The following is a 19,839-nucleotide window of genomic DNA, read 5'->3' on the forward strand; positions in this document are numbered from 1 at the left end:
TTCAGCGCCTGACCGATACCACCGCCCAGCGATAAACCTTCGCCATCGTTGATGGCGGCGGGTTCCAGTCGAGGTCGCGCTGGATCTCGGGCGGCAGCGCATTCATGATGCGTGCGGTCCTGCGCTCGCTGCGCGCCTGCTTGTAGCGGGCACCGAGGCGGCCGAGGTCGTCGAAAAGAGGCATGTGCCTGTCCGTCGATTTGCCTGGTGTTCTGAGGATCAGCCAGCGCGACGCGTCGCCATGAGCGCCCATTGCAAGCGCCGGTCGGCCGCGGCAGGCCGGCCGGCGCTGCGACTGCGGAAGGCCAGCAGGTGGACCTTTTCGGCGAAGGTCACGCGCAACGTGCTTTCCGCCCGTCGAAGGCGATCACGTTCGACATCGAAGCCAGCGGACCGACCGGCCAGCCAAGCTCGATCTGGATGTCGAGCGGCAGCTTGTTCATCAGCAGTGCCACGCGACCATATTTGTGGAGCTGGCCTGCGGTGCCCGTGCCATGGCGAGACGGCCCCTCGATCCAGCCGAGTTCGACCTGCAATTCGCGCGGCAGGCCGTTCATCATCTTTTCGACGCGCCCGTCGCGACTGGCATGCCTGAGCACGGCGCCAAATTGATGGAACTCACCGATGATGGACATGGAGCGTCTCCTGGAACTACGGGTCGGCGGCGCTACGCGAGACTTGATACGCCTCCGACCGGGCAGAAGTTTATGTTCGCTTATGTTTCACTTTGATATCGCGTAGGCGCATTTCTGTTTCAGGATGGGAGGATTCTGAAACAAAGCGGAATGCCGGACAGGCTCAACGTCGCGCCAAGAAGGCCGAATGGAGCGCCCTGATCTGCTCATCGCTGCCTGCCGGCCAGCCGATGTCCTTCTGGATCTCAGGCGGCAGGCTGTTCAGCCGGCGCAGCGATCTTGCTTCCCGCCGCGCCCTTCGGATGTCGGCTCCGTAGCGACTTATCGAACCAATTATCGACATAGGTGTCTCCTTTTCATCGTGAGTGCCGATGCAGGGACGTCCGCAGGCGGCAATTGACGAGCGGAAACTAGTTCGTATTTGTTTCGAGTCGATTTCGTTTCAACGCAAGATTGTGCCGGAATGGTTGCGCAATGGAAACATGCCCGATACAGGCATGCTAACATAAAAGCGCTTCGGCGAGGCATCAAATCCCCGCCGAAACCGCTGGCCACTGCAATGACAGTTCGCTTAATCGCGGGCCCGGCGAGCCGCGCGTTCCTCGCGAGAACGGCGCCGTGGAGAGGCGTCCGCGGCCTCGCCCTCCGCACCGGCCGCCTTGCGTGGCGGCAGCTTGACCTGCTCGGCGAGCCGCGGGAACGGATCGACCTTGTTGGGCAGGGCCATGGCGTTGATGAACAACTGCTGGAAATGCGGTTCGAGGGCGGTCTCGATCTTCTCGATCTGGCCGACTTCCTTTTCGATCTCGCGGCGATGGTCGCGGTTGAGCAGCGCCATCAAGGCGCCGGTGCCAGCGGCGTTGCCGACTGCCTTGACCTCGTCGAGGACGCAGTCGGGGATCAGTCCAAGCACCATGGCATATTTCGGATCGATGAAGGACCCGAAGGCGCCGGCGAAACGGATGGTGTCGACGGTCTCAATGCCCTGCTTTTCCATCAGCAGCTTCACGCCGGCATAAAGTGCTGCCTTGGCCAATTGAATGGCGCGGATGTCGTTCTGCGTCACGGTGATGCGCGGTTCGCCCTGGCGGCCTTCGCGCAGCAGGTAGGAGAAGGTTCGGCCGTTCGGGATGATGCGCGGGCTTTTGGCTGCTAGCGTACCGTCGACGACGCCGTCCTCGGAGATGATACCGGACAGGTACATCTCGGCCACGACCTCGATGATGGCCGAGCCGCAGATGCCGGTGACGCCGGTGGTCCACGACTCTTCCTCGAAGCCCTCTTCGTCGGACCACTTGTCGGTGCCGATGACGCGGTATTTCGGTTCCAGCGTCTCGGGATCGATGCGCACGCGCTCGATGGCGCCGGGTGCCGCGCGCTGGCCGGAGGAGATTTCGGCGCCTTCGAATGCCGGGCCGGTAGGCGAGGATGCGGCAACGACCCGGTTCCTGTTGCCAAGGATGATCTCGGCATTGGTGCCGACATCGACCAGCAGCATCATCTTGTCCTGGCGGTAGGGTCCTTCGGCGAGTGTCGCGCCGGCGGCGTCGGCGCCGACATGGCCGGCGATGCAGGGCAAGGTGTAAAGGCGTGCGCCGCGATTGACCTCGATGTCGATTTCATGCGCCCAGAATTGCAGCGCGCCCGAGACGGCGAGCGCGAACGGCGCCTGGCCGAGTTCGGTCGGGTCGATGCCGAGGAACAGGTGGTGCATGATCGGGTTGGCGACGAAGACGCAGTCGAAGATGTCTTCGCGGTTGGCTTGGCCCTCTTCACAGACCTTGCCGATCAGCGAATTGACCGCCTCGCGCACGGCCTTGGTCATGGCCTCGCGGCCATCCGGGTTCATCATGACGTAGGAGACGCGGCTCATCAGATCCTCGCCGAAGCGGATCTGCGGGTTCGACGTGCCCGAAGAGGCTGCAATGCGGCCTGACAGCAGCGACACCAGGTGCATGGCGATGGTGGTCGAGCCGATATCGCAGGCGATGCCGTAGGCCTCGTTCTTGAGGCCGGGGAAAAGGCCGATGATGAAAGGCCGCGACGAATCCATGTCGCGGTGGACCACGGCAGTCACGCCCCATTTGCCCGGGCTGACTTCCGGCTGGTCGGGCAGCTTGGTACGCAGGATCTTCTGGACCTGGGGGATGAGGTGGGGCGCGACCAGCAGGTCTTTCCAGCCCCAGTCCTTTTCGAGCGCCAGCTTGAGGCGGTCGAGGTCGCCGAGCGGCTTGTGCATGTCGGGCTCTTCCAACTCGACATAGCAGAGCTGGACGGCGGCATTGCGTTCGATGACGCGGTCGGTGGCGGCCTTGCGCACGACCTGGGCGTTGATGACGGTGTCCTGCGGCACGTCGATGACGAGGTCGCCGACGATCATGGCCGAGCAGGACAGGCGACGCCCCTCGGGCAGGCCGCGCACGCGCTCGTAGCGCTCTTCTTTCGGACCCTTCGGCGAGATGTGGTCGTTGGACGAGACGATCTTGTGCTTGGCGAAGTTGCCTTCCTGGACCTCGATCTGGCAGCGGCCGCAGGTGGCGCGCCCGCCGCACACGCTCTCGACATAGACGCCGAGCTGGCGTGCGGCATCGAGGATGGGCGTTCCCACCGGAAACCGTCCACGCTTGCCCGATGGCATGAAGAGCACCAGCGGATCGGTGATGTTGGCGGGCGAGTTCATGGCAATGCTCCAATCTGCACCGGCCAGGCGATCGAGCTGTCTGCGATCCGCAAGCCGGCATCTTCTCCCCGCAACCGGGGAGAAGATAAATTCCGAGACGCCGCGGCCTGTGGCTCCCCTGCAGTGGGAGCGCGACCAGGATCAAGTGCGGCGTTTCTGTTCACGATCGGCTGGTTACCCCCTGGCCATCCGGGCCTCGCGGCCGCCACGGCGGCGGCCACCGGCGGCGTCGCCTGGCGCATTGACCGCAACCGGTGCGGCCACGGCGTGTCCGCCTTCGGCCGGCTTGTAGTCCTTGTAGGTCTTGATCCAGTTGGTGCAGTGCTCGTCGGTGCCGTTGAGCACATTGGCGCCGCGGACCGCTTCCATTTCCTGCGGGCGCACCGGGTTCATGATCGCCGAAGTCATGCCGGCGCCGATGACCATCGGAATGAACGCGGCGTTGATGCCATGGCGGTGCGGCAGGCCGAACGAGATGTTGGACAGGCCGCAGGTGGTGTTGACCTTGAGCTCCTCACGCAGGCGGCGGAGCAGCGCAAAGACCTGGCGGCCGGCATCGCCGAGCGCGCCGATCGGCATGACCAGCGGGTCGACGACGACATCATGGGCGGGGATGCCAAAGTCGGCGCAACGCTCGACGATCTTCTTGGCGACCGCGAAGCGGACATCCGGATCCATCGAAATGCCGGTCTCGTCGTTGGAGATGGCAACGACGGGCACGTTGTATTTCTTGACCAGCGGCAGGATCGCCTCGAGCTTTTCTTCCTCACCGGTGACGGAGTTGACCAGCGGGCGGCCCTTGGCGACTGTGAGCGCCGCTTCGATGGCTGCCGATACCGAGCTGTCGATCGCCAGCGGCAGGTCAACGAGGTTCTGTACGATCTCCAACGTCTGCACCAGCAGGCCCGGTTCGGTCTCGTTCGGGTTGACCGAAGTGACACCGGCGTTGATGTCGAGCATGGTCGCGCCGCAGGCAGCCTGCTCCAGCGCGTCCCTGATGACGGTCTCGAAATTGCCGGCGATCATCTCGGCGGCCAGCTTCTTGCGGCCGGTCGGGTTGATGCGTTCGCCGATCACGCAGAAGGGCTGGTCGAAACCGATGACGATTTCGCGGGTCGCCGAGGCGACGATGGTGCGGGTCATGAATCCTCTCCGTGGGATATAAAGATTTCTTTATATCGTTGTCTGTTTTCGTTCAAGCGCGGCGGTCGCGCCCTTGTCTCAGTGCGCGGTCTTCACCATGTCGACCTGTGATTCGGTAACGTCGTCATGCAGGAGGTGCTCAAGTCGGTCGGCGACCAGTTGGTCATCGGCGCGGGCTTCGCGTTTCCACGGCCGGCGGCCCTTCAGCACACCCGATTCATCAACGATCTCGGCAACATACTCCTCCTGCCTGTAGGCCATCACATGGATGCCCGACACGCCGGCGATCTCCTTCACCTCGTTGATGATGTCGATGCAGATCTGCTTGCCTTCCTTCTTCTGGTCCTGGGCACCTTCCAGGCGAGCGATGATCGAGTCCGGGATATGGATGCCCGGCACGTTTGATCGAATCCACTTGGCGGTCTTGGCCGAAGCAAGCGGGCCCACGCCGACCAGGATGAAACATTTTTCGTCGTAGCCGCGATCGCGCACCTGTTGCATGAAGGTGCGGAACATCGGCACGTCGAAGCAATATTGGCTCTGCACGAATTGCGCGCCCGCGGCGATCTTCTTGCCCAGGTGAACGGGCCTGAAGTCATAGGGCGGGGCGAAGGGGTTCACAGCCGCGCCGAGGAACAGCTGCGGCGGGGTCGTCAGCTTGCGGCCCGACAGGAACTTGCCGTTGTCGCGCATGATGCGGACGGTTTCGAGCAGCGACATCGAATCGAGGTCGAATACCGGCTTTGCGCCGGGCTGGTCGCCGGCCTGCACGCCGTCGCCGGTGAGGCAGAGGATGTTGGCGACGCCCATGGCGGCCGCGCCCAGCACGTCGCCCTGTATGGCAATGCGGTTCTTGTCGCGGCAGGCGATCTGCATGATCGGTGCGTAGCCCATGCGGGTCAGCAGGGCGCAGATGCCGACCGACGACATGTGGCAGTTGGCACCCGACGCGTCGACCGCATTGATGCCGTCGACCCAGCCGTCAAAAATCCTGGCACGGTTGTAGACGTCTTCGGGGTCGGCGCTGTCGGGCGGGTTCAACTCGGTGGTGACGGCGAACTCGCCCCGGCGCAGTACGCGCTCCAGGCGGCCACGCGACGAATGGCCGGGCAGGCGATCAAGCGGCAGGTCGATGCCGTCGGGGTGCTCGTCGGGCTGGCGCGGGCGCGGCGGGTTCATGCGACTTCCTTGCTGGCGGTTTCACGCGTGGCTGCCGCTTGCGCCGTAACCCGGAGCCAGGCCGAGGTTTCGCGCAGCGACTGGTCGACCGGTTTCTGGACGTTGAGGATGGCGTCGCCCTTGACCATGTTGCGCGAACCTTCCCAGGCCTTGACCCAGACGCAGGGCATGTCGGGCTCGACCTCGCAATTGCCGTTGGCGCGCACACCGCCACAAGGGCCGTTGCGCAGTTGCTTGGGGCAGTTCATCGGGCACGACATGCCGGTCGACGACAGCACGCACTGGCCGCACATGCGGCAGTCGAACATCAGGCCTTTGACCCGCTTCTCGACAAACTTGATCGGAGCCTCGACGCGGCCATAGCCGATCTTCTTCCACAGCGGATGAAGCAGCAGGAACATGTCGGCGAAGCGGCTGTAGAACCATTCGAGCAGGCGCGAATGGCGGATGGACCACAGCCTTATCGTGTAGCTGCGCTGGACGCGGCGCTGTGGCGACACATCGGCGGGCTTGTAGTCGCTCTTGGGCGCGGCCTTCTTGACCAAAGTCGCCTGGGTTACTGTCGGCTGGGTATCAACCATCGTCCTTGCCGCCTGCCTTGACGAGAGCGACCAGCCGCTCGCGTGTGAAATTCGCATCGATCTCGGCCATCGCCTTGTCGGCTTCCGCTTCGAGGTCGTCGCTGACCGGAACCGGATCGGCCTTGCGCCACTCTGCCAGATAAGCGTCGGTGTCGCCGGCACCCGTGCGCATGGCGCACATGTCGATCGCTTCGGTGAACCGCAGCGGCAATTCGCGCTTGGCGTTCTGCCGGCCCTTCTTGACGATGACCTGGGCAGGGATGTCGCGCCAGTAGACGATGATCAGGTCGGCCATTTCGATCTCGCTTTCAGTGACGTTGAGCTTTGCCGCAACCACGGGGGTGCTGCTTGTTATGGGACGACGCGCGCGCATTCAAAAGCGACGCGGCGTCGTGCCGTAATAGATAGAGGTGGGATAGTTGCTTTGGCGCTACCAGACGCCGCGGCGGATGCCGGTCCAAAGGTAGCCCCAGACGGTCGGGTGGTACCATTGCCTGGAGGGCAGGCCGGTGTCGATCGGCGCAAGAGTTCCGCTCAAGGCATCTTCGATGGCCTTGGCGCAAATGTCGCGGGAGAACGCGGCTTGGCGCATGGCGTAGCTGGCGATGGTGTCGCCTTTTCCAGGTGTCCCCCGGGACTGGTAGAGCACTGCACCGGTGTCGACCCCGGCATCGACCAGATGCACGGTCGAGCCGAAATTCTCGCGATCGCCCGTGGCAAGCGCCCAGTATCCGCCATTCATGCCGCGATATTTCGGGTTGATGCCGGAATGGTAATTGACGACCGGGCAGGGGATGCCTGCGAGGGTGCTTGCCGAAAGCAGCCTGCAGCCGGCGAGGAACACCACCGCCGGCTCGAGCCGGCGTACCGTCTTGGCCAGTTCGGGGCCGTCGGCAGATGAAACCGATACGATTTCCTGACCGGCACGCGGCCTGGTTTCGAGCTTCTCCTCGGCAATGATGCGTTCGATGCTGCCGTTGAGGAGCCTTTTTCCGATGCGGATTAGGACCATCGTGCCCAATTGGCCGATGACGGAGAACCAGCCGAGCTTCCTGGCCCGGCGGATCAGCAGTTCACGCTTCGCGTAGGGCGTTTCGAGAACGACGGTGAATGGCCCGAAGCGGTCCGTCAAACTGTTGATGATAGCCCAGATATGTTCGCCGCCTTCGGTGACGAAGACGATAGGCCCGCGACCCATTCAAAGCTACCCCAGCCAGGCAATGAAGGCATGCGTGGCAAAGCCGGCGCCGCCCACCACGACACCGACAACGGCCAGCGAGGCCACGCCAACGGCGCTGCCTACGGCAAAAAGAATGCCGTCGCGCTCCGACAGCGCCAGTCCGAGGAGGGCCGTGGCAAATGCCGGCAGCCAATTGCCGAGCGGGATCGGTAGCGTGATCGACACCGACAGAATGAGTGCAATGATGCCGATCACCCGGTCGCCCTGCTTGCGCCAGAACGGCCAGTAGCGCGGTCGCACGACCTCTTCGAGGCGGATCAACCTGGGAATGACCCAGTCGGTGACGGTGCGGAACTGGTCGGCCGAAAGCGAGCGCCGCGTGATGAAGTTCGGCAGCCAGGCGCGGTTGCTGCCAAAGGCCATCTGTGCCGCCACGATCAGCAAGGGCAGGCCAAGCACGGCCGAAGCGCCTGGCGGCAATGGCAAGAGATTGAAGGCGGCGAACAGAACCAGGAGCGGCGCGAAGCTGCGCTTGCCCAATGTGTCCCTGATGTCGCCGATCGAGATGTTGCCGTTGGCGTCGCGGGCGAGTTGGGCAAAGATCGCGGAGAGCCTGCGTCCGCGACGCCGCTGCGGCGCAGCAGCGATTTCGCCCGCGTCAGATTCGTCGTTTTGCCTATTCATGCAGTCTTCAGCCCACTTGCGGCAGCATCTTCATGCGCCGATCCCCATCGCAGTGTGCGACGGCCAGGTTAATCCTTGATGACACCGGAAGGCTGCATGTGATGCCGCGCCGCCCCGAATGCAATGTCAGCGCCGGAATTCGATGATGTCCAGCTTGGATTCGTATCTCGGCGCCGGAAACTCGATGCGCCATTCCGTCGGGCCCGAGCGGAAAGCATAGCCGACCTGGTCCGTTTCCGGGCCGCTGGCATAGGCTTTCGGACTATCGCCGGCGATAAAGCCCGAGCCGAGATAGATCGAACGCTTCTCGCCGTCATCGTAGAAGCGGCCCTTGGTGCGCTGCGAGCCGCTCAGCTTTTCCAGCTGCCAGCCCGAGCCATCGTCGCTGACCCTGCACTTGAACCAGCCGTAGATCACGAGTGGCACGTCGCCACCGGCCTTGATGGTGCGGCACTGCCAGTTGCCGGCCATGTCGAAATCGGGAACGGACAGCAGCGGTTTGGCGAGCATCTGGTCGAGCACGGCCACATCTGCCGGCGCGCCGGTCTTGGCGCCCTGCAATGCCTCTTTCCGGGTGTCGTCGTATTTTTCGAGCCGCGCCTTGTCGGCAGGCGTCATCAGCTTCTGCACCACGCCGTCAGCATGGGCAAAGCCGGCGGATGCCGTCAGGACGGCAGCGAGCATCAGTTTGCGATAAGCCATGAAAACCCTTCCCCTTGTGGCTGAACCTCAAGGGAGGAATCAGGCGCTTTAATGATCTGCCGCGGCTGACGCAGCGTTGGCAAGAGCCTGGGGCAGGTCGCCATAACCGGTAGAGCGCCGCTCGTAGACCAGTCCCAGCATCTTGGCTGCGTCCTCGGCCACCTTGTCGAGCGCCGGGTCATCGGTCTGGGCGAGGTAGATCAGCTTCTCGTAGTTGCCGAAGTAGTCGGTCACCAGTTCCGGGTGCCGGTCGAGCCCGAGCGGCTTGATGAAGAAGGCGTCGAACTGCCGGCACAGGAAGTCGGTCATGTAGAACGACATCATGTCGGCGTCGCCGACTTTGGCGTAGGCTTCAGCGCCCTGGTAGAAGGCAAAGCAGTGCGGGCCAACGATGCGCTCGACGCTATGCTTTTCGCAGACCCGGTCGAGCAGCCCGCCCGTGCCGCAATCGGCGTAGCCGACATAGATGTGCCGGTAGCCTTCCGCCTTGGCTTCGGTGATCGCCTTGTCCATGGCGGGTGCGATGCGGTCGGGGCGAAAATGGAAGTCGGCCGGCAGGCAGGTCAGTTCGAGATGATCGAGCCCCAGCCGCTCCTTGACCGCCAACACCTCGCGCGCAATCATGCCGCAGCCTATGACCAGCAGCCGGTCCTCGATTTCGGGTTTCGTTTTTTGCTTTGTGGCCATGGAACCAGTCGAAGCCGCCTTCGTTGCGTTAGGGCGAATTTACAGAGAGAGGGAATCCAGTCCATGAAACTGTCACGTCTGGCACCGATCGCCATCATCGCCTGCGCGCTCGCACTGGCCTCTTGCGCCAACACCATTCGCGGCGTCGGCAAGGACGTCAAGGGGACGGCAAACGCCATCGAGGACACAGTCCAATAAGGGACTGAATCCCATCAATCTTACACATCGGCACGAAGAGGCCGCACCGCAAGGTGCGGCCTTGTTTGCATCAGGCGGAAGCGAGCAAATTGTGCTTGCGCTTCATGTAGTCCTTGGCTGTCTCGACGGCCACCGCCGCGTCGCGGCAGTAAGCATCGGCACCGACGGCCTTGCCGAATTCCTCGTTGAGCGGGGCGCCGCCGACGAGCACGACGAAGTCGTCGCGGATGCCCTTTTCCTTCATCGTATCGATGACGACTTTCATGTAGGGCATGGTCGTGGTCAAAAGCGCCGACATGCCGATGATGTCGGGCTGATGTTCCTCGATGGCGTTAAGATAGTTCTCGACCGGGTTGTTGATGCCGAGGTCGATGACGTCGAAGCCGGCGCCTTCCATCATCATGCCGACAAGGTTCTTGCCGATGTCGTGGATGTCGCCCTTGACCGTGCCGATGACCATCTTGCCCTGCTTGGGGGCGCCAGTGGCGGCTAGCAGCGGGCGCAGGATGAACATGCCGGCCTTCATGGCGTTTGCCGAAAGCAGCACCTCGGGAACGAACAGGATGCCGTCGCGGAAATCCTCGCCGACGATGCGCATGCCTTCAACGAGCGCCTCGGTGAGTACCTTGTAGGGCACCCAGCCGCGTTCGAGCAGGATGTTGGTGCCTTCCTCGATCTCTTCCTTGAGCCCGTCATAGAGATCGTCGTGCATCTGCTGCACGAGCTCGTCGTCGGAAAGCTCGGACAGGATGATTTCTTCGTCGGACATGTCAGGAGGCTCCCTCGGGGCGGCGCCAAATTGCGGCGGGCGGCTACTGCGCTAATACGTAGCTTGCCAGTGCCGCAAATCCATAGCTGATTTGCGACCTCCTGCAAAACGAAAGCGACTGATAACTTGCCGACTTGCTTGTCGATTTTGCGACAGGCGTTGGCGCTGGCAAGCCGTTTCGCCTAGGGTGCATGGCTACGATCCGGCGAGGTGCTGCGACAGGCGGCCAAACGTGTTTCAAGGATGACGGCGATGACAGAAAACCTCGTGACCGATCAGGAAGCGTCGAACGCGCGGCGCGGGCGCGGCGCAAGCGGTGGGGCAGCGGCCCGGCGTGCGGCCCGCTCCGGCGGCGGCCCTGGCACCCAGCTCACCTATATCAAGCGTCAGATCAACGTTTATGAGGTACTCAACGAGGAGGGGCTGGCGCTCATCGAGAAGAACGCCGACACGGTACTCGAGGAGATTGGCATTGAGTTCCGCGACGACGCCGAAGCGCTCCAGCTGTGGAAAGAGGCCGGCTGCGACGTCAAGGGCGAGCGCGTCCACTTTCCCAAGGGCCTGTGCCGCTCGCTGTTGAAGACCGCTCCGTCCGTCTACACCCAGCACGCGCGCAATTCGGAGCGTTCGGTGCAGATCGGCGGCAACGCCACCGTCTTCGCGCCCGTCTACGGCCCACCCTTCGTCCGCGATCTCGACGGCAACCGCCGCTATGCGACGATCGAGGATTTCCGCAATTTCGTGAAGCTCGCCTATATGGCGCCGTCGATCCACCACTCGGGCGGCACGGTGTGCGAGCCGGTCGACGTGCCGGTGAACAAGCGCCACCTCGACATGATCTACAGCCACATCAAATATTCCGACAAGCCGTTCATGGGCTCGGTCACGGCACCGGAACGTGCGGAAGACACAATCGCCATGGCCAAGATCGTGTTTGGCGACGACTTCGTCGAAAACAACACGGTGCTGACCAGCCTGATCAACGCTAATTCGCCGATGGTCTTCGACGAAACCATGCTGGGTGCGCTGAAGGTCTACGCGCGCCACAACCAGGCCTGCATCGTCACGCCGTTCATCCTGGCCGGCGCGATGAGCCCGGTGACAGTTGCCGGTACGCTGACCCAGGTCCTGGCCGAGGTGCTGGCCGGCGCATCCTTCACCCAGCTGATCCGTCCGGGCGCACCGGTGCTGTTTGGCACCTTCGCCTCGTCGATCTCGATGCAGTCGGGTGCGCCGACCTTCGGCACGCCTGAGCCGTCGCTGGTGTCTTACGGTGCGGCGCAGCTCGCCCGCCGTCTCGGTCTGCCGTTCCGTACCGGCGGCTCGCTTTGCGCCTCCAAGGTGCCGGATGCACAGGCGGCGTATGAAAGCGCGAACACGCTGAATTCGACCATCCTCGCAGGTACGAATTTCGTGCTGCACTCGGCCGGCTGGCTCGAAGGCGGTCTCGCCTCCTGCTACGAGAAGTTCATGATGGACATCGACCAGCTCGGCATGACGCAGAGATTGTCCGAAGGCGTCGACCTCTCGGAAAACGGCCAGGCGATGGACGCCATCCGCCAGGTCGGCCCCGGCAGCCACTATCTCGGCTGCGACCATACCCAGGCCAATTTCCAGACGGCGTTCTACCGCTCCAGCATCGCCGACAACAATTCCTACGAACAGTGGCTCGCAGAAGGGCAGAAGACCGCGCCACAGCGCGCCAACGACCTCGCCCGCCGCTGGCTGGAAAGCTACGAGGCGCCGTATCTCGACCCAAGCATCGATGACGGCCTGAAGGACTTCATCGGTGCCAAGAAGGCGTCGATGCCCGACGCCTTCACGTGAAAGGAGCCCGTTTCAGGCGGGGCTAAAGTCGCCAGCATCATTCACAAGGAAGTCTGGCGGAGCGCGTTCTCCGATCCGGGCAAGAAAGGATGACGCTTGTCTCCCCGTGTGGTTGACGACATTTCCGCCGCGCTGGCTGAGCATGGTCTCATTCCGCGCGGCGGTTTTGTTTTCGGCGAGGGCGATGCCACGCCGGCCGGACCAGCGGGCAGGCCCGCACGGTCGGTGTTGCTGGTGGGACAGGCGGGCGCTGCGCCGTGGCTGCATTTCCAGAGGTGGCTCAAACGGCAGCCAACAGATCTTGAGGAACCGCTGGATACATGGTCGCGCGAGATCGTCGGCGGGGTAGCAGCAGAGTTCGGGGCGCGGGCGGCGTCGCCGTCGGACAAGCCTTATCTGCCTTTCCAGCAATGGGCGATGCGTGCCGAGGGGCTGAAGCCATCGCCGCTCGGGATACTCATGCATCCCGCATATGGGCTTTGGCATGCCTATCGCGGCGCCTTGCTGTTCGATGTCGAGATCGAGATGCAGGGGCCTCCCGAACAGATTCATCTTTGCGATCTATGCATCGGAAAACCCTGCCTTAAATCCTGTCCTGTCGATGCCTATTCCGAGGCCGGTTTCGCGCATCAAGCTTGCCTCGCGCATGTGCGCGGCCCGATGGGCGCACCGTGCCGAACCGGCGGCTGCCTCGACCGCAATGCCTGCCCGCAGGGCTTGGCCTTTAGATATCCCAGTCAGGTCCAGGCCTTTCATATGAAGAGCTTCGGCGGCTTCTGAGGCAGCTCGGCCTGGTACAAGCGCCGCCGAGCGTTGTCTAATTGACCCAAAAGGGCTTCCGGCCTATTCATCAAGTCATCCGATGACTTGATGAATAGGCGCCAACCATGCAGCCAGCCAGCCGGACCAATCTGACCGACAGTGCGGGCGAAAGCCTGCGCAGCGAAATCGTAGGCGGACGCTGGAACGTCGGTGACCGTATCCCCAATGAGGCTGCACTTGCTGAACTGCTGACGGTCAGCCGTGGCACGGTGCGCGAGGCGGTGAGGGCGCTGGTCTCGCAAGGTCTCCTGGAGACGCGACAGGGCTCCGGTACTTATGTTCGCTCGACCGTCGACCCGTCAGCCGCACTCCGTCGCATGAAGCGCGCTGGGCTGCGAGATCAATGGGAGGCACGGGCGGCTCTGGACGTCGAGGCCGCCCGGCTTGCCGCGCTACGCCATACGCCGGCGGACGTCGTGAAAATGCGGCGCCTGCTGCAAGCGAGGGGCACGGCGACCGATGGCGGGCACGAGGCCTTCATCCGCCGCGACATCGCCTTCCACAAATCCGTGGTCGAAGCCTCCGGCAACACGGCGATGATCGAACTCTACGACTTCTTCACCGGTGCCATCGCCGAGACCATCCAGGCGACGCTTGGCGGCGATTTGCCGGAGCCCGACGGTCCCGCGCACGAGGCCATCGTCGACGCGGTTGCCTCAGGCGACCCGGAACGGGCAGCCGCTGCCATCCGTGCCTTCGTCGCACCGGTGCTTCTCGAACTCGACAGGCTGCTTGCGCAATGAACCAGAATTTCCGCCCCGGCGATCCGCATGACAAGCGGATCGAAACGATCAACGGCCTCGATGACCAGCTTGTCGACGCCGAGATCGACAGCCTGCCCAAGCCGCAACCGCCTGTCCTGCGCAGCCGCACAGGCCAGATCGTGCTTGGTGCCAGCCTCGTGCTGATTGCCTTCAACCTCAGGTCGCTGTTTTCGAGCCTGTCGGTCCTGTTGCCCGAAGTGATGCAGGAAACCGGACTTTCGACGACCGGTGCAAGTCTGCTGACGACGCTGCCCGTATTGTGCCTCGGACTGTTTGCGCCCTTTGCGCCCAAATTGGCCCAGCGCTACGGGGCCGAACGCACGCTGCTTGGTGCGCTCGCGGTGTTGGCGTTCGGCACCGGCTTGCGATGGTTCGGCTCCGTTCCGCTGCTTTTCCTTGCCACCTTCCTCGCCGGCAGTGCCATTGCCATCGGCAATGTGTTGCTGCCGGGGCTGGTGAAACGCGACTTCGCCAACAAGGCCGCAATGATGACCGGGCTCTATACCATGGCCTTGTGTGCCGGTTCGGCCGCAGCTGCCGGCCTCACGCTGCCGATCGAGCGCCTGATCACCGGTTCATGGTCGGGTGCGCTTGCCGCCTGGGCCGTGCCGGCGTTGGTCGTGCTGGCGATCTGGGCACCGCAGGCGCTCAGCGCCGGCAAGCAGTCCAGCCACAGCGGGTATCGCGTCGTCGGATTGTGGCGCGATCGCCTGGCCTGGCAGGTCACGCTGTTCATGGGGCTGCAGTCGGCTCTCGCCTACTGCGTCTTTGGCTGGCTGGCGCCGATCCTGCGCGAGCGCGGCTTCGACGCCACGACCGCCGGAGCGATCGTCTCGGTCTCGGTGATGGCGCAGGTCGTCACCTGCCTTGCCGTTCCGTCCTTTGCCGTGCGGCGGAGAGACCAGCGCGGCGTCAACGTGGTGCTCGTTATTGCTGCCGTAGTCGCGCTGCTGGGCATCCTGTTCGCACCGACGTCGACCGTGCTGTTCTGGGCGATCCTGCAGGGCATCGGCCAAGGCGGCCTGATCGCGGCGGCGATGACGCTGATCGTGCTGCGCTCGCCGGATTCGCATGTCGCGGCACATCTTTCCGGCATGGCGCAGGGCGTCGGCTATGTGCTGGCGGCAGTCGGGCCGTTGCTGGTCGGCCTGATCCGCGGGTGGACCGGCAGCTTTTCTGCGTCGGCGTTTCTGTTCGTGGCGCTGGGCGTCGGCGCTGCCGCGATGGGGCTCGGTGCCGGCCGCACGCTGCATGTTCGCGCAAGGACGGTCCGCATCGAGGGGCAGGGCTGATCCAGCCCGCGCTGGAACGTTGCCGCGTGCAGCCAACCCCTTAGCGATTGGCTGCAAAGGCAACGCCCGCATGAACTTCCAACTTTGCCATCCCGGCGGGTTCGGCTATCAGGCACGGGATACAGCTTTCGCGGTCAGTTTGGTCGCGCGCCGATCGATCTGGAAAGTCCGAAATGCAATTCTTTGATGTCGTGGTGATCGGCGCCGGCGCCGCGGGCATGATGTGCGCGCTCGAAGCGGGCAAGCGTGGCCGCTCGGTGTTGATCCTCGACCATGCTCGAGCACCAGGCGAAAAGATCCGCATTTCGGGTGGCGGGCGCTGCAACTTCACCAATATCCACGCCAGCCCGAAGAATTTCCTGTCGCAGAACCCGTACTTCTGCATCTCTGCGCTCAGCCGCTACACCCAGCGCAATTTCATTGCGCTGGTCGAGCGCCATGGCATCGGCTATCACGAAAAGACGCTGGGACAGCTGTTCTGCGACGGCTCGGCGCGCCAGATCATCGACATGCTGGTCTGGGAAATGCGGGAAAACGGCGTCGAACTGCGCCTGTCGACCGTTGTCGAGGACGTTGGCAAGACTGCTGGCGGCTTCGAACTGGCTCTTTCCGGCGGCCGCGTCGGTTGCAGTTCGCTTGTCGTGGCCTGCGGCGGCAAGTCGATCCCCAAGATGGGGGCGACTGGCTTCGGCTATGAGCTTGCGGCGCAATTTGGCTTGCCGGTGGTCGAGACGCGGCCGGCATTGGTGCCGCTGACCTTCGACGCCAACACGCTGGAAAAGCTGGCGCCACTGTCCGGCATTGCCGTCGATGCGGATGTCGGTTGCGGCAAGACCAGCTTTTCCGAAGCCATGCTCTTCACCCATCGCGGCATCAGCGGGCCGTCGATCCTGCAGATTTCGTCCTATTGGCGCGAGGGCGACGAGATTGCGATCTCGATGCTGCCGGGAACCGATGTCGCCGGCCTGCTGCGCGAGGCCAAACGCAGCAACGGCCGGCAGGCGGTCCAGACCGTGCTTGCGGCCCATCTGCCCAAGAAACTGGCGCAGGCAATTGCCGAACGCACCGGTCTTGACGGCAATCTCGCCGATTTCAACGATGCGCAGCTCAAGACGGTCGACGCTGCCGTCAACGCCTGGCGCATCAAGCCGGCCGGCTCGGAAGGCTATCGCACGGCGGAAGTGACGCTGGGCGGCGTTGACACCAACGCCCTCGACCAGAAAACGATGCAGGTGAAATCCGTGCCGGGGCTGTTCTTCATCGGCGAGGTCGTCGACGTCACCGGTTGGCTCGGCGGCTACAATTTCCAGTGGGCCTGGTCGTCCGGCTGGGCCGCCGGGCAGGCCGCCTAGAATTATTTTCGCGCCACCCCAAGGATTGCCCCAAAGCTTTCGTCCAACAGGCAAATGATGGCGATGATGCTGGACGAAAGCGAAGCCTCCGATAGCGACCTGATCGGACGAGCGCGCGGCGGCGACAGGGCAGCTTTCGGCGAACTCGTCGAGAGGCACTACGGCTTTGTCCATCGCGTTGCCTGGCGCTGGTGCGGCAGCAGGACCGACGCTGAGGACATCGCACAGGAAGTTTGCGCACGGCTTGGCCGTGCCATTCGCGACTATCGCGGCGGCAGTGCTTTCACGACGTGGCTTTACGCCATGACGCTGAATGCCGCCCGCGACATGCAACGCAAGTCCGCGCGGGAGACGGCGAAGACCGCCGCCTACGGAACCCATGCGCTGGTGGCGGTGGACATCGAGCCAGCCGCCGAGGACCCTGCCGACAGGTTGTGGGCTGCCGTGCGCCAATTGCCCGACAAGCAACGAGATGCCGTCCTGTTGGTCTATGGCGAAGGGCTGTCACATGGTGCCGCCGCCGAAGCGATGGCAATCGCCGAAACCACGGTGTCCTGGCACATCCATGAAGCGAAGAAACGGCTGAAGCAACTCATGCGCTCGGCCGGGGAAGAGTGACCATGGTCGACGACAACGAACTCGACATGCTCCGCAACATTCCGACGCCTGTGCCGAGCGGGGAAGCCAAGGCGCGCGCGCTTGCCGCGGCCATGGTTGCCTACGACCTGGAAAAAAATCCAACTGCCACCCAAGGATCGGCCAAGACTGAGCGTCTCACCGAACGAGCACGAAAGCTCTGGAGAGACGTCATGCAAAAGAAGCTGATTGCAGCGCCGGCCTTGGCCGGTCTCGTTGCCCTGCCGATCGCCGGCTACGCCACGTTCTATCTGATGGAGGGATCGCCGTTCAATTTCGGCGCCGACCAGGAGGTCGCGCAGGCGCCCGTCGTGCGCTCGAAAGAGGCACCCGCATCAACGCTCAAGAAGGCTGATGCTGAACGGCGTGAGGCCACGACCGAACTCCTTGCAGCGGCGCCGCCGAAGCCTGAGGCGAAAGCGGCGAGCGAAGAGGCCGTCATGAACGAGGCGGAACCGGTCGGCGGCAGCGCGCCCGCGCCGATGGCCGACGCTGTTGCGTCCAGCCGCATGCCGACATTGATGGCACAGCCCCAGATCGCGCCGTCCGATATGCCGATGCCGCCGCAGGTGGAAAACCACGACCGCGTGCAGGAGTTCAAGACCAATCCGGTTCGCTCCGCCCTCGAAGATCCGGTTTCGACCTTCTCGATCGATGTCGACACCGCTTCCTATTCGTTCGTTCGCCGCTCGCTGAAGGAAGGCCTGCTGCCGCAGGCCGATACGGTGCGTGTCGAGGAAATGATCAATTATTTCCCCTACGACTGGAAGGGGCCCAATGCGGCGACAACGCCGTTCAACACCACCGTCAGCGTCACGCCGACGCCGTGGAACCAGCATACCAAGCTGATGCATGTCGCCATCAAGGGCTATGACGTCAAGCTCGCCGAGCAGCGCAAGGCGAACCTGGTGTTCCTGATCGACGTGTCCGGTTCGATGGACGAGCCGGACAAGCTGCCGCTGCTGCGTTCGGCGTTCCGGCTGTTGGTGGGCAAGCTCAACCCCGACGACACCGTCTCGATCGTCACCTATGCGGGCAATGCAGGTACTGTTCTCGAGCCGACCAAGGCGTCGGAGCGTGCCAAAATCCTGCAGGCGATTGACACTTTGACGCCAGGCGGCTCGACGGCCGGCGAGGCGGGCATCCGCGAGGCCTATCGGCTGGCGCAGAGCTCCTTCGTCAAGGATGGGGTGAACCGCGTGATGCTGGCCACCGACGGCGACTTCAATGTCGGCCAGAGCGATGACGACGATCTCAAGCGCCTGATCGAGGAGAAGCGCCAGTCGGGCGTGTTCCTGTCGGTGTTCGGCTTCGGCCGAGGCAATCTCAACGACCAGATGATGCAGACCATCGCCCAGAACGGCAACGGCACGGCGGCCTATATCGACACGCTGGCCGAGGCCGAGAAGGTGCTGGTGCAGGATGCATCGTCGACGCTGTTCCCGATCGCCAAGGACGTGAAGATCCAGGTCGAGTTCAACCCGTCCGCGGTCGCGGAGTACCGGCTGATCGGCTACGAGACCCGGGCGTTGAACCGCGAAGACTTCAACAACGACCGCGTCGATGCGGGCGAAATCGGCTCCGGCCATTCGGTCACGGCGATCTACGAGATCACACCCAAGGACAGCCCGGCGTTGGCGATGGACCCGCTGCGCTACGGTCAGGCCGCGACGGGCAGTGGCGGCGTTGTCAACGCCGACGAATATGCCTTCGTCAAGATACGCTACAAGGCGCCCGGCGGCGACGTGAGCAAGCTGATCACCACGCCGGTGACCAAGGCGAACGAGGTTTCGAGCTTCGATGCTGCAGGTGCAGACCAGCGCTTCTCGGTGGCAGTTGCGGCCTTCGGGCAGAAGCTGCGCGACGAAGACGCAACGGACAAGCTCGGCTTCGACAGGATCGCCGAGATCGCCTCGGCGGCGCGCGGTGCCGACCCCTATGGCTATCGCGCCGAGTTCCTGTCGCTGGTGCGGCTGGCGTCGTCGCTCCAGGGCAGCAAGCCTTAAGGCATCAGGCAAGGGCAGGTGGGCCGGCCGGCGGAATGGGGGCTTTCCGCCGGCCGTTCTTTTGTGATCTCTAGGCGTCCACCCGAAACGCTCAGGTGGTGCATCGGGAGACGACGGATGGCCGACCGGGAACTGGACGAATGGGATATCGCGCATGGCGGCCTGCGGTCGCTGTCGTCGCGCGAGATCAAGGTTTTCTGGGATGGCTATCTGGCCCACCGCAACGATCCCAGGATACGCCATGGCAGCCTCTATTCGCGCTGGCGGCACGTCTCCGACGACCTTGTTGTTTCGCTCTACCTGACCAACCGAAGCGTCGGTCTGTTCGTCAGGGGGCAACGCGGCGAGGGTTACGCCACCACGGCGAGCCGGCTTTCGGCATTCGAGCCTAGGTTGGGTCGAGCGCTCGGCGTCAGTCTGCGCGGCGAATACGCTCTCTGTTACCTGACCAACCATCCGGTCGTGATGATCGATCCGGCCAACTGGCAACTGGCCTATGCCTGGCTGGAAGGGCAGGAAGAGCACTACGTCAGCGTCCTCGGCGACATGGTTGTTGGCCCTTAGGTGCCATCGGCGCCGAATTCTGTTCGGCAGCAGGCGTCGTCGCCGGAACAGCAGGCGCGAGCCGTAAGCGACTGAAAATAATTTAAAAATCGACTTCATGATGACCCGGTGAGCGAGCACCTCGCTGGCCATTTTCGT

General features: G+C 63.5%; 22 protein-coding genes. 9 read left to right on the plus strand and 13 right to left on the minus strand.

Annotated features, from left to right (window positions below):
• Window position 1: 1 nt before the first annotated feature.
• The 12 genes from GGQ99_RS03055 to GGQ99_RS03110 all read right to left on the minus strand — a co-directional run bounded on the left by GGQ99_RS03055 (window position 2) and on the right by GGQ99_RS03110 (window position 9,471).
• Entirely contained in the window at window positions 2-184 is a 183-nt protein-coding gene (locus tag GGQ99_RS03055) for a hypothetical protein (protein WP_183260585.1), read from the minus strand.
• 148 nt (window positions 185-332) lie between these two features.
• A complete protein-coding gene (locus tag GGQ99_RS03060; protein ID WP_183260587.1) occupies window positions 333-635 on the minus strand; it encodes a hypothetical protein in 303 nt (100 codons plus the stop codon).
• A gap of 163 nt (window positions 636-798) precedes the next feature.
• Window positions 799-978: a hypothetical protein gene (locus GGQ99_RS03065; protein ID WP_108607789.1), complete on the minus strand. Its 180-nt coding sequence runs from the start codon at window positions 976-978 to the stop codon at window positions 799-801.
• A gap of 228 nt (window positions 979-1,206) precedes the next feature.
• A complete protein-coding gene (locus GGQ99_RS03070; protein ID WP_183260588.1) occupies window positions 1,207-3,315 on the minus strand; it encodes an ASKHA domain-containing protein in 2,109 nt (702 codons plus the stop codon).
• A 174-nt stretch (window positions 3,316-3,489) separates the two neighbouring features.
• Window positions 3,490-4,458, minus strand: a complete 969-nt coding sequence (locus tag GGQ99_RS03075) for a methyltetrahydrofolate cobalamin methyltransferase (RefSeq protein WP_183260590.1) — start codon at window positions 4,456-4,458, stop codon at window positions 3,490-3,492.
• Between the two features lie 78 nt (window positions 4,459-4,536).
• Window positions 4,537-5,637, minus strand: coding sequence for a methylenetetrahydrofolate reductase (locus GGQ99_RS03080; protein WP_108607792.1), 1,101 nt, complete (start codon window positions 5,635-5,637; stop codon window positions 4,537-4,539).
• Window positions 5,634-6,218, minus strand: a complete 585-nt coding sequence (locus GGQ99_RS03085) for a methylenetetrahydrofolate reductase C-terminal domain-containing protein (RefSeq protein ID WP_108607793.1) — start codon at window positions 6,216-6,218, stop codon at window positions 5,634-5,636. Before GGQ99_RS03085 ends, GGQ99_RS03080 begins: the two co-directional genes overlap by 4 nt.
• A complete protein-coding gene (locus tag GGQ99_RS03090) occupies window positions 6,211-6,513 on the minus strand; it encodes a virulence factor (RefSeq protein WP_108609854.1) in 303 nt (100 codons plus the stop codon). The genes GGQ99_RS03085 and GGQ99_RS03090 overlap by 8 nt, the downstream gene beginning before the upstream one ends.
• Before the next feature lie 135 nt (window positions 6,514-6,648).
• The gene (locus GGQ99_RS03095) at window positions 6,649-7,416 is read right to left on the minus strand and encodes a formyl transferase (RefSeq protein WP_183260591.1); all 768 of its coding nucleotides are present in this window, start codon (window positions 7,414-7,416) and stop codon (window positions 6,649-6,651) included.
• A 6-nt stretch (window positions 7,417-7,422) separates the two neighbouring features.
• A complete protein-coding gene (locus GGQ99_RS03100; protein ID WP_108607795.1) occupies window positions 7,423-8,082 on the minus strand; it encodes an exopolysaccharide biosynthesis protein in 660 nt (219 codons plus the stop codon).
• A gap of 126 nt (window positions 8,083-8,208) precedes the next feature.
• Window positions 8,209-8,784 (minus strand): DUF4893 domain-containing protein, encoded by a 576-nt coding sequence (locus tag GGQ99_RS03105; RefSeq protein WP_108607796.1) that lies wholly within the window; start codon window positions 8,782-8,784, stop codon window positions 8,209-8,211.
• Window positions 8,785-8,832: 48 nt separating this feature from the next.
• Window positions 8,833-9,471 (minus strand): DUF1638 domain-containing protein, encoded by a 639-nt coding sequence (locus GGQ99_RS03110; protein WP_183260593.1) that lies wholly within the window; start codon window positions 9,469-9,471, stop codon window positions 8,833-8,835.
• A 63-nt stretch (window positions 9,472-9,534) separates the two neighbouring features.
• On the opposite strand from GGQ99_RS03110, the gene GGQ99_RS03115 reads away from it, so the two are divergent.
• On the plus strand, window positions 9,535-9,669 hold the full coding sequence (locus tag GGQ99_RS03115) for an entericidin EcnAB (RefSeq protein ID WP_183260595.1): 135 nt from the start codon (window positions 9,535-9,537) through the stop codon (window positions 9,667-9,669).
• Between the two features lie 70 nt (window positions 9,670-9,739).
• Here GGQ99_RS03115 and GGQ99_RS03120 read toward each other — a convergent pair whose 3' ends face one another.
• Window positions 9,740-10,438, minus strand: a complete 699-nt coding sequence (locus GGQ99_RS03120; RefSeq protein ID WP_183260597.1) for a corrinoid protein — start codon at window positions 10,436-10,438, stop codon at window positions 9,740-9,742.
• A 252-nt stretch (window positions 10,439-10,690) separates the two neighbouring features.
• Here GGQ99_RS03120 and GGQ99_RS03125 point away from each other — a divergent pair, with 252 nt between their 5' ends.
• The 8 genes from GGQ99_RS03125 (at window position 10,691) to GGQ99_RS03160 (ending at window position 19,701) form a co-directional block, all read left to right on the plus strand.
• Window positions 10,691-12,265: a trimethylamine methyltransferase family protein gene (locus tag GGQ99_RS03125; RefSeq protein ID WP_183260599.1), complete on the plus strand. Its 1,575-nt coding sequence runs from the start codon at window positions 10,691-10,693 to the stop codon at window positions 12,263-12,265.
• Window positions 12,266-12,361: 96 nt separating this feature from the next.
• The gene (locus GGQ99_RS03130) at window positions 12,362-13,045 is read left to right on the plus strand and encodes a 4Fe-4S dicluster domain-containing protein (RefSeq protein WP_183260601.1); all 684 of its coding nucleotides are present in this window, start codon (window positions 12,362-12,364) and stop codon (window positions 13,043-13,045) included.
• A 107-nt stretch (window positions 13,046-13,152) separates the two neighbouring features.
• Complete coding sequence (locus tag GGQ99_RS03135; protein ID WP_183260603.1) at window positions 13,153-13,830, plus strand: FadR/GntR family transcriptional regulator; 678 nt, start codon at window positions 13,153-13,155, stop codon at window positions 13,828-13,830.
• The gene (locus GGQ99_RS03140) at window positions 13,827-15,143 is read left to right on the plus strand and encodes a CynX/NimT family MFS transporter (protein ID WP_183260604.1); all 1,317 of its coding nucleotides are present in this window, start codon (window positions 13,827-13,829) and stop codon (window positions 15,141-15,143) included. The genes GGQ99_RS03135 and GGQ99_RS03140 overlap by 4 nt, the downstream gene beginning before the upstream one ends.
• Before the next feature lie 173 nt (window positions 15,144-15,316).
• Window positions 15,317-16,495 (plus strand): BaiN/RdsA family NAD(P)/FAD-dependent oxidoreductase, encoded by a 1,179-nt coding sequence (locus GGQ99_RS03145; protein WP_108607802.1) that lies wholly within the window; start codon window positions 15,317-15,319, stop codon window positions 16,493-16,495.
• 57 nt (window positions 16,496-16,552) lie between these two features.
• Window positions 16,553-17,113, plus strand: a complete 561-nt coding sequence (locus tag GGQ99_RS03150) for an RNA polymerase sigma factor (RefSeq protein ID WP_183260606.1) — start codon at window positions 16,553-16,555, stop codon at window positions 17,111-17,113.
• 2 nt (window positions 17,114-17,115) lie between these two features.
• Window positions 17,116-19,137, plus strand: a complete 2,022-nt coding sequence (locus GGQ99_RS03155) for a vWA domain-containing protein (RefSeq protein ID WP_183260607.1) — start codon at window positions 17,116-17,118, stop codon at window positions 19,135-19,137.
• Window positions 19,138-19,254: 117 nt separating this feature from the next.
• Window positions 19,255-19,701 (plus strand): hypothetical protein, encoded by a 447-nt coding sequence (locus GGQ99_RS03160; protein ID WP_183260608.1) that lies wholly within the window; start codon window positions 19,255-19,257, stop codon window positions 19,699-19,701.
• Window positions 19,702-19,839 lie beyond the last annotated feature (138 nt).

Origin of the sequence: Aminobacter niigataensis (assembly GCF_014200015.1) — a bacterium.
Taxonomy (GTDB): domain Bacteria; phylum Pseudomonadota; class Alphaproteobacteria; order Rhizobiales; family Rhizobiaceae; genus Aminobacter; species Aminobacter niigataensis.